A 12,634-nucleotide genomic window follows, 5' to 3' on the forward strand; every position below is an offset into this window, starting at 1 on the left:
ACATCATGCCTCAAAACGTTTGCCGTTTCAGCTTCAATATCGCCGCATGGCAGGCCTCCTCCAGCAAAATCAGTACGCCGGAGCAATGGCAGGACTGGGCGCAGGGAAAACTCGATACCGCCTCACTGCCGGAGTGCAAACCCGCGCTCTCCTTTTTACCGCCAATGCAACGCCGCCGCCTGGGAAAAGCGGCACGCTTGGTTTGCGATGCCGCATGGAATCTGGCCGACCAATATCCTGAAAGCGTCCCGGTGTACGTTTCGCACGACGGCGAAAGCAACCGCAGCTTTGAATTGTGGCAAGAGCTTTTGAACACGCATACCGTGTCGCCGACCTCATTCGGCCTGTCCGTCCACAACGCAACGATTGGGCAATGGTCGATGTTGCGTAAAGACATGAGTGAGCATACTGCCTTGGCCGTTGCCGCCGATTCCTTTGAAACCGCGCTGACCGAGGCATTTGCGCTTTTGCAAGACGGCGCGCCATCCGTTTTAGTGATTGTCGCCGATGATCCGTTGTCCGAAGACTATCCCGTCTTGGCTACACGTGCGCCGTTTGCCTATGCATTGGCACTGGTAATCACAAAGGGCGAAGACTATACCTTAAGCTTGGAAACCGCATCCGCAAGGCCGTCTGAAAACCTTAACGATACAACAGTCGAGCCCTATTGGAGCAGCTTGGAGTGGGTACGCTTCCTGCTTTCAGACGGCCGACAACACACGCAACACTATATCGGTAGAAACTGGCACTGGCAGAAAAACGCATGAAGACTTTAGACTATTTCCGTCGCTTTTTTGCCACACTCTTCGGCTTCATCCTCTTCGGCGTTGCAGGCGTATTGTTCAAAATCGCACTCTTGCCCTATACGCTCAAGTCCACTAAAGGCGACATCAAACGCCAACTTGAAGCAAGACGCATGATAGGCAAAGTTTGGCGTTTCTTTGTCGGCTACCTGCAATGGTCAGGCGTATTGAGCGTCCGCTTCAACGGCTTGGAAAAACTCGGCAGACCCGGTCAGCTCATCCTTGCCAACCATCCTTCGCTTTTGGATGTTGTTTTACTGATCAGCCACTTCCCCGACCCGAACGTGTTGGTCAAAAAAGACCTGTTGCACAACCCCAGCATGAAAAGCCAAATTATCGCTTCAGGCTACATCCCCAACGACGAAAGCATGGAAATGTTGGAAGAAATAGACGCCGTGTTCAAAAGCGGGCAAAGTATGCTGATTTTCCCCGAAGGCACGCGCACAGGTTGGGACGGACAGGTTAAAATGCACCGCGGCGCCGTATCGCTCGGTTTGCGCAGCGCATCAGTCATCACACCCGTGTGCATCAAGATGACGCCGCCCAATTTCAAAAAGGGGCAACCGTGGTACAAAATCCCACCGCAAAAAATTCATTATGAAATTACCGTCGGCGACGACATCCTGCCGGAAGAATGGCTGGCAGAAAAACCCCTGCCCATCGCCGCAAGGCGTTTAAACGAATACCTGCAAGACTATTTTACAAGGAAAACCACATGAGCAATTTAGAAAACCAAATCAAACAATTAATCATCGACAGCTTAGGTCTGGAAGACATTACCGTTGCCGACATCGGCAGCGAAGATCCGCTTTTCGGCGACGACGGCCTGGGTCTGGATTCGGTTGATGCATTGGAACTTGGTTTGGCCGTACAAAAAACCTTCGGCTTCCAGCTCGACGGTGAAAACGACAACCTGCGCGAAAACTTCGCCAACGTCAAAACACTGGCCGAGTTCGTCAAGAGCCGCCAAGCATAAGGGAGAGAGAAGATGACCGAACAAGAAGTACGCACCCTGCTGACCGATGCACTGGTTAACCTGTTTGAAATCGAACCGGAACGCATCAAACCCGAAACCAACCTCTACGAAGATTTGGAAATCGACAGCATCGACGCCATCGACCTTATCGACCATATCAAACGCGAAACCGGCCGCAAACTGCAAGCCGAAGACTTCCGCAATGTGCGTACCGTAGAAGACGTGGTTCAAGCGGTTTTGAAAGTACAACAAGATTCCTGATTTTGCTTTGAATCAGCATATTTTCAGACGGCCTTGTCAATCCGCAAGGCCGTCTGAAAATCAATCACGACATCGTCAGCCACAGTTATCGCTTACTCATTAATATGCAGCTAACACCATGAAAAAACTCATTCCTCTTGTTCTCTTACTCCCTGCCTTATCTGCGCACGCTGAAATCTCTCTCATCAAAAAAATGACACATGCCGAGTGTATGCAAGTCATTCGTGATTCATTGGATATGTATAACGATATGGAATTTTGTGAAAAAAACACGAACGAGGAAACTCAACGTAACGGGATGCTGGCATGGGCTATGGCTGGATTTGCCAACAGCAAGTCAGAAATGTCCCCTATCTGCCCAACGGTCAAAAAAATGACCAAACAAGAGCAGGCTGAAATGTTTTCCCGCTATCCAAAATCTCATGAACCCAAAGAAGTGGCAAAATTCTGCACCTCGGAAAACCGTAAACGCATCGCCAAGCTTTATCCAACATATTCTAAACTGTTCAAAGAATATGACGACTTTAACAAAAGCAAAAATAAGGAAGAAAACGAATAACCCGATATCGCGGAAATTCTCAAAGATGATCCTCTGAAAACCTCTGCCACCCAAACGCCCTTACACCGACATTTTCAGACGACACCCCCTCAACGAAACTCGCCTGAAAAATAACAACAACCATGAAAATACTAGGAAAACTCCTACTGACCCTTGCCAGCCTCGCGTATCCACTCCTATGGTATTACGGCAGGGAAAACGGCGCATTTTTCTGGCTTGCTGCGGCCATGTGCGTCCTGTGGCTGATACGCGCCGCCATGCCGCAAACTGCAGCCCAACGCATTACGGCAATTATCCTTGCCGCCTTTTTTGCGGTGGTACTGGTTTTCAGACGGCCTGAATCGATGTATTGGTATCCCGTCGCCGTCAACGTGCTGATGCTTGCCGTTTTCGGCGGCAGCCTGTTTGCCAAACAAACGGTTATCGAACGCCTCGCCCGACTGCAACACCCCGACCTGCCGCCCGAAGGCGTGCGCCACACTCGGCGCGTTACGCAAATCTGGTGCTCGTTCTTTATCTTCAACGGCGCAACCGCCGCCATTTTGGCAGGCTTGCAATATTACGATTGGTGGGCAGCTTATACAGGCATTGTGTCGTATGTGTTAATGGGAATCTTATTTGCCGGAGAGTGGATTTATCGGAAATTGGTTTTGAAGGTTTAATCCATTAAAAATATTTCATCAATTAGACGAATAACCATAATGAAAAAAATCATCCTACTCACCCTGATTTCCTTCACATTTACCGCATGCTCTTCGACGTCTAAAACGCCTTTATCCCCTGAAGAAAAGGCGGAAGCCGAATACAAGAAAAATTATACGGAAGTTGCCAGCCACACCATCAAAACGCGCTCGGGAAACCTGACCGTCATTGACCGAATACACAATCGTTATTCTGACGATACTACAGCCAGCAGCATGAATTTGATGATTATTCGAAAATCCAATACGGTAAAAGCAAGGGCTGCACAAACAGCCGTATTTACAGCAACTTTTGCATTATTCATTCTTGCCGGTAGTAGCGGTCATATTGGATATGAAGGCCCTGACCTGCTGGGCAAACACAATTTAAGCGGGAAGCCCATTAAACCGAATTTTGCGAATCCCGTTTTTGAACAATTTTCCCCCAAAGTTCGCGATTGGGCGGCAAAATGGTCATTTAAAGGCAATAGTGCCAATAAAAAACTATTTGTCCAACCGGGCCGTTTCTATTTGGTTTATGAAAAATTCAATAGACGAGACCGATTCTTTCTGAATAATGAAGTCAGCCTTTTGGTAAACGGACAAAGCGGCAAAACCGATCGCTTACTCCATTGCTTCAAAAGAAGTGAAAGCCATTCATTGGAAGAGTGGCAGGCAAATGATTACGAATTGGTACGCCAAACGACAAACAAACAATACGATGAATGCTTGGCACAAATCAAAGAAGATGCCAAGGCAAATACATCGAAATTATAAAACCTTAGAACCATCATGCACCTAACCCGAATCCTATCCCCCGACCTACCTCAACACGACCTTATCGCCACCCATCCGAATTGGACGCGTGCTGATTTCAACCGTGCGGTTTTCCATCTGTCAGGCCGTCTGAAACAGGCAGGCGTGCAAACGGCCGCGTTGTGGTTTGACGATGCCGCGCTGTTTGCCTGTGCCGTGTTGGCAGTGTGGCATTCGGGCGGAAAGGTTTTATTGTTGCCCAATTTGGCGCAAGACAATTTGGAATGGGGAAAAACGGCAGAAGCGTTTTTAACGGATTCAACAGATAAAAAGCTGTCTTCAGACGGCCTGAACATCTGGCACTTGCCTGATGTATTGACTAAAACAGAATCGGAAGCGCTGCACACCTATCCTGAAAACCATCTGATTCCCGACGATGCTGAAGCATGGCTAAAAACATCAGGTTCCAGCGGCGAAGCGCAGATTATTGTGAAAACCGCCGCGCAAATGCAGGCAGAAGCCCTGACTTTGGCAAATACGCTGCCATTTGGGCAACACGGTGAAACCGTGGTCGGCAGCGTCATTCCGCAGCATCTTTACGGCTTCACATTCCGCTTTGCACTCGCGCTGACAATGGGTTGGACTATGGAGCGACAGCAGGCGGTTTATCCGGAAAACCTGCTTTCCAGCACGGCCGCACATGATAAAGTGGTTTGGATTGCCAGCCCGGCCGTACTCAACCGCTTGGGCGAAAACCGCAACTGGCAAAGTATCGGCCATAAAATTGCAGGCATTGTCTCGGCCGGCGGCGCATTGCCCGCAGCCACGGCGGATTTGCTGCAACAGGCTGCCGTCCGCCCGTTTGAAGTTTATGGCAGTACCGAAACCGGCGTGATTGCCTCACGTTGCGAACGCCAAGAATGGCAGCCTTTCGAAGGCGTGGAAATCGGGCAAAACGAAGAAGGCGCACTTTGGGCTTCTTCGCCTTGGTCGCCCGAACGCCGTCAAACAGCCGATTTGATCGAGCCGCAAGATGACGGTTTTCTGTTACTCGGTCGGCAAGACCGCATTATTAAATTTGAGGACAAACGCGTGTCGCTGACCCAAATCGAACACGAACTTTTACAACATCCTTGGATTGCCGACGCCCACTGCGGCCGTCATCCGCAACATCAACGCATTGCCATATGGTCGGCATTGAACGCAGACGGTATCGCCGCCTTGCGCGAGAAAGGCCGCGCTGCGGTCGCCGATACGCTCAAACACCATCTGGCCGCCACGCAGGACACCATCGCCCTGCCGCGTTACTGGCGTTTTACCGACAGCCTGCCGCGCAATGCCCAAGCCAAAATCGCTTCGGCGGATTTTCAGACGGCCTTTACCGTAGCCCAAACTTCGCCTGTTTGGTCGAAAACATCATCTGACGATGAAACCAATACCGAAACCTTCATCGGCCGCGTGCCTTTGGATTTGGTTTATTTCGGCGGCCATTTTGCCACCTTCCCGCTGGTTCCCGGTGTGGTCGAGCTGCAATGGGTGCGCAACCTGATCGCGCCCAAGCCATGGGGCAAACAGCGCATCATCCGCATCGAAAATCTAAAATATCAGCAGTTTATCCGTCCTCACGATGAAGTGTCGGTAGAGCTGAAATACGATGAAGGCAAAAACAAACTGAGCTTTAAAATCAACAACGGAGAGCATCCGTGTGCATCAGGACGGATTGTGTTTGAGGCCGTCTGAATATACCTATTAACTTTTTAGTGGAAAACCAACAATATGCAACTCTTCCCCGCCCTAGAACAACGCTACTCCCACGAACACCAGTCCGCAGGCGAGGCTCAACGTCTGGCTCAAGAAATCGCTTTTGCACCGATTGTGTTCCAAGTTTCCCGCCTGATGGTGAAATTTGGCATTTTGGATCTGCTGAACGACCATTCAGACGGCCTTACTCAAGCCGAAATCGCTGAAAAAGCAAAAATCAGCAACTACGCGGCACAAGTCCTGCTGGAAGCTTCGCTATCCATCGGCACTGTCTTGACTCGCGACAACCGCTATTTCATCAGCAAGGCCGGTTGGTTTGTCCTCAAAGACAAAATGGCCCGCGTCAATATGGATTTCACGCAAGAAATCTGCTACCAAGGCATGTTTGACTTGGAAAAAACCCTGCAAACGGGCAAGCCCGAAGGCCTGAAAGTATTCGGCGACTGGCCGACCATTTACGAAGGCTTGTCTTCATTACCAAGCATCGCGCAGGAAAAATGGTTTGCATTCGACCATTATTATTCCGACAATTCCTTCGCCGAAGCACTGAACACCGTGTTTGCCAAACCAGTTAAAAAACTGCTCGATGTCGGCGGCAATACCGGCCGCTGGGCGGAGCAATGCGTCAACCACAATGCCGAAGTCGAAGTCACCATCATGGATCTGCCGCAACAAATCGGCTTGATGCGCGAAGCGACCAAAGGCAAAAACGGCGCGGACCGTATCCACGCCCATCCGGCCAATCTGCTTGATCCTGTGATTCCGTTCCCGACCGGTTTTGACGCGATCTGGATGAGCCAATTCCTAGACTGTTTCACCGAAGAACAAGCCACCAGCATTCTTCAACGCGCCGCTGAGTCTATGAGCGAAAACACCAGCCTCTACATCATGGAGCCTTTCTGGGACAGGCAACGCTACGAAACCGCCGCCTACTGCCTGACCATGACCAGCCTGTATTTCACTGCCATGGCCAACGGCAACAGCAAAATCTTCCATTCTGAAGACCTGATCCGCTGCGTTGAAAAAGCCGGATTGAAAGTAGCGGAAATTTCAGACGGCATCGGCCGCGGCCATAGCATCTTGCGCTGCGTTAAGGCCGTCTGAACATCATCTTTTAAACCCTAAAAACAAACCGACCCCAACAGCCATTGCAGCTATCGGGGTCGGTTTCTTTTTAGGTAACAGCCTTAATGCATCAGCCGCGCAACATCCATACTGCGCACACTAACGCAATCACCACCGACAAAGCGGTAAACAGTTGTCCCATTCCGGCCAATTTAGGCTGCTTAGCATCAATGGTTTTAAAGCCGTTAATCATCGGCGTAATCAAATCCTGTTTTTTCACAAAGCGATACAGCAAAACAGTTGCGATATGTACGCCCGCCAAAACAGCCAAAATATTAAAGAAATTGACATGGATTTTTCGCGCCAACGTACCGGCGTGTTCGCTGACCAAATGATTTAAAAAGCCGGAATTGGTAAACGTATTTTCATCGGCGGCAAATAAACCTGTGGCCGTCTGAAAAACCAAGGCGGCCAATAAAGCGATGACCATCAGCGCGCCCAAAGGATTGTGGCCGACCAATTCGTCTTCAGACATCTGGCCTTGCGTGTAGCGGCGGATTTCGGAAAACGGACGCACAAATCGGCTGAATTTTGCCGTATCGCTGCCCCATATCCCCCAACACAAGCGGAAAACCATCAATGCCAGCATCAACAAGCCGCCGCGCAAGTGCCATACCAGCATATCGCCGCCTTGGGTTGCGCTGTACCACATAAATCCCATTAATAACACCAAGAGCCAATGGAACAGGCGTGTAGGTGCGTCCCAAACTTTTATTTTTTGCTTCATTACCTTTTACTTTCTGATTTAAAATTAAATTTCTTATCTTGGAAGGTTATGCCATGCAGTCCATCTACACGCTTCCCGAATCGCTTCAAACTTTTCAGACGGCCTTAGCATTTCCCGACATATTCCGCCCACGCGCCCAAGAGTCGCACAAAGGCACATACGGCACACTTGCCATTATCGGCGGTGCAACGGGAATGAGCGGTGCGGTGGTTTTAGCAGCCACAGCCGCCATGTATCAAGGATGCGGCAAGGTCTGGGCGGGTTTCAACCAAGCCACGCTGCCTTTTGCCATCATTCCCGAACGCCCTGAAATCATGCTCGCCACTGCGACCCAACTGATGGAGCGCAACGATGTCAGCGCACGGGTAATCGGCTGCGGATTCGGTTTGGACAGATTATCAGAGCAGCTACTGCTCCAAATCCTGTCGACACACCATGACCAGCCTTTATTGCTCGATGCAGATGCCTTGACACTGCTGGCCCGTTCTCCCGAATTGGCCGAACGCCTCAAATCGTACAAACATATCATCCTGACACCTCATCCGGCCGAAGCCGCCCGCCTACTCGGTACCGATACCCAATCAGTTCAAGCCGACAGACCCAAAGCCGTAACCGAAATCAGCCAAAAATATGGCGCGACTGTCGTATTGAAAGGCCATCATACATTGGTGGCCACGGCAGACGGCATAGTCTATACAAACACCAGCGGCAATGCCGGATTGGCTACCGCAGGCAGTGGCGATGTCTTGAGCGGCATTATTGGCAGCCTACTGGCACAAGGTATTCCGGCATTCCAGGCCGCCTGCGCCGGCGTATGGCTGCATGGTGCGGCGGCCGATGTCATCAAACACAGCGGCAAAATCGAAACCGGAATACTTGCCGGAGAAATTGCACCTGCCGCCCGATGGCTGCGCAATATTTTATCAAAAGAGTAATACTGTCTATATCATAAATACAAATTGCAGGCCGTCTGAAAATCAATCCTTATTTTCAGACGGCCTTATTTATTTTAAGCCATTTTGCAAATTAAGGTTAAGGCGTGTATCCTTGATTTCCATTAAAAACAACTTCACAACATATTATCATGAGTATCCTCAATAAAATCAGCAACTTTATTGGAAAAACATTTTCTCTTTGGGCGGCGTTCTTTGCCGGCATCGCTTTTTTCGCACCCGATACCTTCAAATGGGTCGGTCCTTACATTCCTTGGCTTCTGGGCATCATCATGTTCGGCATGGGCTTGACGCTCAAACCTTCCGACTTCGATATTTTGTTTAAACGCCCCAAAGCCGTCATCATCGGCGTGATTGCACAATTCGCCATCATGCCGGCAACCGCCTATCTGCTGGCCAAGCTGTTGAACCTGCCTGCCGAAATCGCAGTCGGTGTGATTTTGGTCGGCTGCTGCCCGGGCGGTACGGCTTCCAATGTAATGACTTATCTGGCGCGCGGCAATGTGGCTTTGTCGGTTGCCGTTACATCGGTTTCTACTCTGATTTCCCCATTGCTGACCCCCGCCATCTTCCTGATGCTTGCCGGTGAAATGCTGGAAATCCAAGCGGGCAGTATGTTGATGTCCATCGTCAAAATGGTTTTGTTCCCCATCGTTTTGGGCTTGATTGTCCATAAAGTCTTGGGCAACAAAACTGAAAAATTGACCGACGCGCTGCCACTGGTTTCCGTTGCCGCCATCGTGCTGATTATCGGCGCAGTCGTCGGTGCCAGCAAAGGCAAGATTATTGAAAGCGGCCTGCTGATTTTTGCCGTTGTCGTACTTCACAACGGCATCGGCTATCTGCTCGGCTTCTTTGCCGCTAAATGGACCGGCCTGCCTTATGATGCACAAAAAACGCTGGCCATCGAAGTCGGTATGCAAAACTCGGGCTTAGGCGCCGCGCTTGCCGCCGCACACTTTGCCGCCGCTCCGGTTGTTGCCGTTCCCAGCGCATTGTTCAGCGTGTGGCACAATATCTCCGGCTCACTCCTGGCAACTTATTGGGCAGCCAAAGCCGATAAAAATAAAGAATCCTAAACGTCTTTAATCATCAGGCCGTCTGAACAGGGATAAACGAAATCAACGATTTCTGCCTTACCTGTTTAGACGGCCTTTATTTTGAAATCAAGCAGGATTATTGTTTGGCTGCTTCGATTTGGATATTGATGTTTACTTTTTTGCTCATACCGGCACTCACTAAATAATCCAAGCCCCATTTGGTACGGTCGATGGTGGTGCTGAAGTCGCCGCCGCATACTTCTGCTTTTAACATCGGGCTTTGGTAGCAGTTGAATTTATCGGCTTTGAGTTTTACCGGCGCAGTTTTGCCGTTCATGGTCAGATTGCCGTCAACGGAAAGCAGTTTTTTGCCGTTGAAATTGAATTTGGTGGATACAAAACGGATTTCAGGGTATTTGTCTGCATTGAAAATATCGGCAGATTTCAAATGTTGGGTAAAGTGGTCAGAACCGGTTTGCAGTTTGGACAAAGGCAATACAATATCGATTGAGCCTTGGCGTTTGGCACGGTCAAATTCCAAATTACCGGTCAAACCATAAATACCGCCGACGTTGGTGCTGGTGTTGAAATGGTCGATGGCAAAGCGGGCATTGGCATGAAATTCGTCCACTTTATAAACAGCGGCAGACGCAGCAGAAGCCAACATGGCCGAACACAATGCAAACATGATTTTTTTCATCGTCTTATCCTTAAAAGTGTGAGAAGTTCCCTATCATATCACTTTTTGATGCCAACATCTTTTGTAACTGAGAAAGACAGCGTTTTATCCTAAGAAAACTTCAGGCCGTCTGAACGAGAGGACAGCAAATTCAGGTGAAGCAAATACAGTTTAGTTTTATTACAAAATAGCGTGCTTCATCGCTCGTAATTGGTATAAAATACCGAGTTATTTCTACAACGGGCCGCCAAACTACCAGCCTATTTCAGACGGCCTCAGCATAAAACAAAGGAACAAAAATGCCTGAATACCGCTCCAAAACCTCTACCCACGGCCGCAATATGGCAGGCGCGCGCGCATTGTGGCGTGCGACCGGCGTAATGGAAACCGACTTCGGCAAACCGATTATCGCCATTGCCAACTCCTTCACCCAATTCGTCCCAGGCCATGTGCACCTGCACAATATGGGCCAACTGGTTGCCCGTGAAATTGAAAAAGCCGGCGGCATTGCTAAAGAATTCAACACCATTGCCATTGATGACGGTATCGCCATGGGCCACAGCGGTATGCTCTACTCCCTGCCCAGCCGCGACCTGATTGCCGACTCCATCGAATACATGGTCAATGCCCACTGCGCCGACGCGCTGGTGTGCATTTCCAACTGCGACAAAATCACCCCGGGCATGCTGATTGCCGCCATGCGCCTGAACATTCCGACCATCTTCGTTTCCGGCGGCCCGATGGAAGCCGGTAAAGTTATCGGAGTTGCAAACATTCAACCCGAACGCCGCTTGGACTTGATTGATGCCATGATCGAATCGGCTGACGACAATATCAGCGACAAACAAGTCGAAGAAGTCGAACAAAACGCCTGCCCGACTTGCGGCTCTTGCTCCGGCATGTTTACCGCTAACTCCATGAACTGTCTGACCGAAGCACTCGGCCTTTCCCTGCCGGGCAACGGTTCATACTTGGCTACCCACGCAGGCCGCAAAGAATTGTTCCTCGAAGCCGGCCGCATGATTGTCGAAATCACCAAACGCTACTACGAGCAGGACGACGAAACCGTATTGCCGCGCAGCATTGCCACTAAAAAAGCGTTTGAAAACGCCATGACCATGGACATCGCCATGGGCGGCTCTACCAACACTATCCTGCATTTGCTCGCCGTTGCCAACGAAGCGGGCGTGGATTTCAAAATGGCAGACATCGACCGCTTAAGCCGCGTTGTACCTTGCATCTGCAAAACCGCGCCAAATAACCACGACTACTACATGGAAGACGTGCATCGAGCCGGCGGCATTTTCGCCATCCTGAAAGAACTGGACAAAGCAGGCAAACTGCACACCGACGTGTACACCATCCACGCGCCGACACTGAAAGACGCGATTGAAAAATGGGACGTGACCAACCCTGAAAACACCCATGCCATCGAGCGTTTCAAAGCGGCTCCAGGCGGCGTGCGCACTACTCAGGCGTTCTCGCAAAACCGTATGTGGAAAACCCTCGACCTCGACCGCGAAAAAGGCTGTATCCGCGATGTTGAACATGCCTACTCGCAAGACGGCGGCTTGGCAGTATTGTTCGGCAACATCGCAGAACGCGGTTGCGTAGTGAAAACCGCAGGCGTGGACGAGAGTATCCTCAAATTTACCGGTCGCGCCCGCGTATTTGAAAGCCAAGAAGACGCAGTAGAAGGCATTTTGGGCAATCAAATTGTGGCTGGCGATATCGTCATCATCCGCTACGAAGGCCCTAAAGGCGGCCCGGGCATGCAAGAAATGCTGTACCCGACTTCTTACCTGAAATCCAAAGGTTTGGGCAAAGCCTGCGCCCTGCTGACCGACGGCCGCTTCTCTGGCGGTACTTCCGGCCTGTCCATCGGCCATGCTTCGCCTGAAGCGGCAGAAGGCGGCGCAATCGGTTTGGTACACGAAGGTGACACCATCGAAATCGACATTCCAAACCGCAGCATCCACCTTGTCATTTCCGATGAAGAGCTTGCCGCACGCCGTGCCGAAATGGAAGCACGCGGCAGCAAAGCTTGGAAACCGGAAAACCGCGACCGCTACGTCTCCGCAGCCCTGCGTGCCTACGGCGCGATGGCGACTTCCGCCGACAAAGGCGCAGTACGCGACGTATCGCAAATCGAACGTTAATTAACCTGACTTTAAGGCCGTCTGAACGCTTTCAAGTGTTTCAGACGGCCTTCATTCAAACGGACACATATGGACAAATTCATTTTAGCGATGATCGGCATGGCCATTGCCCTCTTGATTATTATTGGCGGCGGATTTATCGCTGTCGAATATTT

Annotated in this window: 14 protein-coding genes; 12 read left to right on the forward strand and 2 right to left on the reverse strand. The window is 50.4% G+C overall.

Annotation, left to right across the window (positions count from 1 at the left end; all coding sequences use genetic code 11):
- Positions 1-5: 5 nt before the first annotated feature.
- The 9 genes from ACTHUT_RS08160 (at position 6) to ACTHUT_RS08200 (ending at position 6,900) form a co-directional block, all read left to right on the forward strand.
- Positions 6-767 carry a beta-ketoacyl synthase chain length factor gene (locus tag ACTHUT_RS08160; RefSeq protein ID WP_315611849.1) on the forward strand — a complete coding sequence of 254 codons (762 nt, stop codon included), beginning with the start codon at positions 6-8 and terminating at the stop codon, positions 765-767.
- Positions 764-1,522 carry a lysophospholipid acyltransferase family protein gene (locus tag ACTHUT_RS08165; protein WP_003746415.1) on the forward strand — a complete coding sequence of 253 codons (759 nt, stop codon included), beginning with the start codon at positions 764-766 and terminating at the stop codon, positions 1,520-1,522. Before ACTHUT_RS08160 ends, ACTHUT_RS08165 begins: the two co-directional genes overlap by 4 nt.
- Positions 1,519-1,779, forward strand: coding sequence for a phosphopantetheine-binding protein (locus tag ACTHUT_RS08170; RefSeq protein WP_003680822.1), 261 nt, complete (start codon positions 1,519-1,521; stop codon positions 1,777-1,779). The genes ACTHUT_RS08165 and ACTHUT_RS08170 overlap by 4 nt, the downstream gene beginning before the upstream one ends.
- A gap of 12 nt (positions 1,780-1,791) precedes the next feature.
- Positions 1,792-2,040, forward strand: a complete 249-nt coding sequence (locus tag ACTHUT_RS08175) for an acyl carrier protein (RefSeq protein WP_003680823.1) — start codon at positions 1,792-1,794, stop codon at positions 2,038-2,040.
- Positions 2,041-2,158: 118 nt separating this feature from the next.
- Positions 2,159-2,599 (forward strand): hypothetical protein, encoded by a 441-nt coding sequence (locus tag ACTHUT_RS08180; protein ID WP_440385805.1) that lies wholly within the window; start codon positions 2,159-2,161, stop codon positions 2,597-2,599.
- Between the two features lie 122 nt (positions 2,600-2,721).
- Positions 2,722-3,261 carry a hypothetical protein gene (locus ACTHUT_RS08185; protein WP_440385804.1) on the forward strand — a complete coding sequence of 180 codons (540 nt, stop codon included), beginning with the start codon at positions 2,722-2,724 and terminating at the stop codon, positions 3,259-3,261.
- 39 nt (positions 3,262-3,300) lie between these two features.
- Positions 3,301-4,056 carry a hypothetical protein gene (locus tag ACTHUT_RS08190; RefSeq protein ID WP_440385803.1) on the forward strand — a complete coding sequence of 252 codons (756 nt, stop codon included), beginning with the start codon at positions 3,301-3,303 and terminating at the stop codon, positions 4,054-4,056.
- 15 nt (positions 4,057-4,071) lie between these two features.
- Positions 4,072-5,775, forward strand: coding sequence for an AMP-binding protein (locus ACTHUT_RS08195; RefSeq protein WP_440385802.1), 1,704 nt, complete (start codon positions 4,072-4,074; stop codon positions 5,773-5,775).
- 36 nt (positions 5,776-5,811) lie between these two features.
- Positions 5,812-6,900, forward strand: a complete 1,089-nt coding sequence (locus tag ACTHUT_RS08200) for a class I SAM-dependent methyltransferase (RefSeq protein WP_440385800.1) — start codon at positions 5,812-5,814, stop codon at positions 6,898-6,900.
- Positions 6,901-6,991: 91 nt separating this feature from the next.
- Here the strand turns inward: ACTHUT_RS08200 and ACTHUT_RS08205 are convergent, their stop codons facing one another.
- On the reverse strand, positions 6,992-7,648 hold the full coding sequence (locus ACTHUT_RS08205; RefSeq protein WP_314511975.1) for a cytochrome b/b6 domain-containing protein: 657 nt from the start codon (positions 7,646-7,648) through the stop codon (positions 6,992-6,994).
- 53 nt (positions 7,649-7,701) lie between these two features.
- Here ACTHUT_RS08205 and ACTHUT_RS08210 point away from each other — a divergent pair, with 53 nt between their 5' ends.
- Together ACTHUT_RS08210 and ACTHUT_RS08215 are read left to right on the forward strand one after the other, a co-directional pair.
- Positions 7,702-8,583 (forward strand): NAD(P)H-hydrate dehydratase, encoded by an 882-nt coding sequence (locus tag ACTHUT_RS08210; RefSeq protein WP_314511977.1) that lies wholly within the window; start codon positions 7,702-7,704, stop codon positions 8,581-8,583.
- Between the two features lie 149 nt (positions 8,584-8,732).
- A complete protein-coding gene (locus ACTHUT_RS08215) occupies positions 8,733-9,680 on the forward strand; it encodes a bile acid:sodium symporter family protein (protein WP_314511979.1) in 948 nt (315 codons plus the stop codon).
- 97 nt (positions 9,681-9,777) lie between these two features.
- On the opposite strand, the gene ACTHUT_RS08220 is transcribed toward ACTHUT_RS08215, so the two are convergent.
- Positions 9,778-10,341 carry a YceI family protein gene (locus tag ACTHUT_RS08220; RefSeq protein ID WP_070585678.1) on the reverse strand — a complete coding sequence of 188 codons (564 nt, stop codon included), beginning with the start codon at positions 10,339-10,341 and terminating at the stop codon, positions 9,778-9,780.
- A 278-nt stretch (positions 10,342-10,619) separates the two neighbouring features.
- On the opposite strand from ACTHUT_RS08220, the gene ilvD reads away from it, so the two are divergent.
- Positions 10,620-12,479 carry a dihydroxy-acid dehydratase gene (gene ilvD / locus ACTHUT_RS08225; RefSeq protein ID WP_003746398.1) on the forward strand — a complete coding sequence of 620 codons (1,860 nt, stop codon included), beginning with the start codon at positions 10,620-10,622 and terminating at the stop codon, positions 12,477-12,479.
- Positions 12,480-12,634: the final 155 nt, after the last annotated feature.

Source organism: Neisseria sp. P0022.S010, assembly GCF_051956635.1.

Bases quoted from the DNA above. Each gene is read 5' to 3' on its own strand.
- ACTHUT_RS08190 (WP_440385803.1), top strand. From the start codon at position 3,301: ATGAAAAAAATCATCCTACTCACCCTGATTTCCTTCACATTTACCGCA.
- ACTHUT_RS08180 (WP_440385805.1), top strand. From the start codon at position 2,159: ATGAAAAAACTCATTCCTCTTGTTCTCTTACTCCCTGCCTTATCTGCG.
- ACTHUT_RS08200 (WP_440385800.1), top strand. From the start codon at position 5,812: ATGCAACTCTTCCCCGCCCTAGAACAACGCTACTCCCACGAACACCAG.
- ACTHUT_RS08165 (WP_003746415.1), top strand. From the start codon at position 764: ATGAAGACTTTAGACTATTTCCGTCGCTTTTTTGCCACACTCTTCGGC.
- ACTHUT_RS08215 (WP_314511979.1), top strand. From the start codon at position 8,733: ATGAGTATCCTCAATAAAATCAGCAACTTTATTGGAAAAACATTTTCT.
- ACTHUT_RS08220 (WP_070585678.1), bottom strand. From the start codon at position 10,341: ATGAAAAAAATCATGTTTGCATTGTGTTCGGCCATGTTGGCTTCTGCT.
- ilvD (WP_003746398.1), top strand. From the start codon at position 10,620: ATGCCTGAATACCGCTCCAAAACCTCTACCCACGGCCGCAATATGGCA.
- ACTHUT_RS08185 (WP_440385804.1), top strand. From the start codon at position 2,722: ATGAAAATACTAGGAAAACTCCTACTGACCCTTGCCAGCCTCGCGTAT.
- ACTHUT_RS08170 (WP_003680822.1), top strand. From the start codon at position 1,519: ATGAGCAATTTAGAAAACCAAATCAAACAATTAATCATCGACAGCTTA.
- ACTHUT_RS08175 (WP_003680823.1), top strand. From the start codon at position 1,792: ATGACCGAACAAGAAGTACGCACCCTGCTGACCGATGCACTGGTTAAC.
- ACTHUT_RS08205 (WP_314511975.1), bottom strand. From the start codon at position 7,648: ATGAAGCAAAAAATAAAAGTTTGGGACGCACCTACACGCCTGTTCCAT.
- ACTHUT_RS08160 (WP_315611849.1), top strand. From the start codon at position 6: ATGCCTCAAAACGTTTGCCGTTTCAGCTTCAATATCGCCGCATGGCAG.
- ACTHUT_RS08195 (WP_440385802.1), top strand. From the start codon at position 4,072: ATGCACCTAACCCGAATCCTATCCCCCGACCTACCTCAACACGACCTT.
- ACTHUT_RS08210 (WP_314511977.1), top strand. From the start codon at position 7,702: ATGCAGTCCATCTACACGCTTCCCGAATCGCTTCAAACTTTTCAGACG.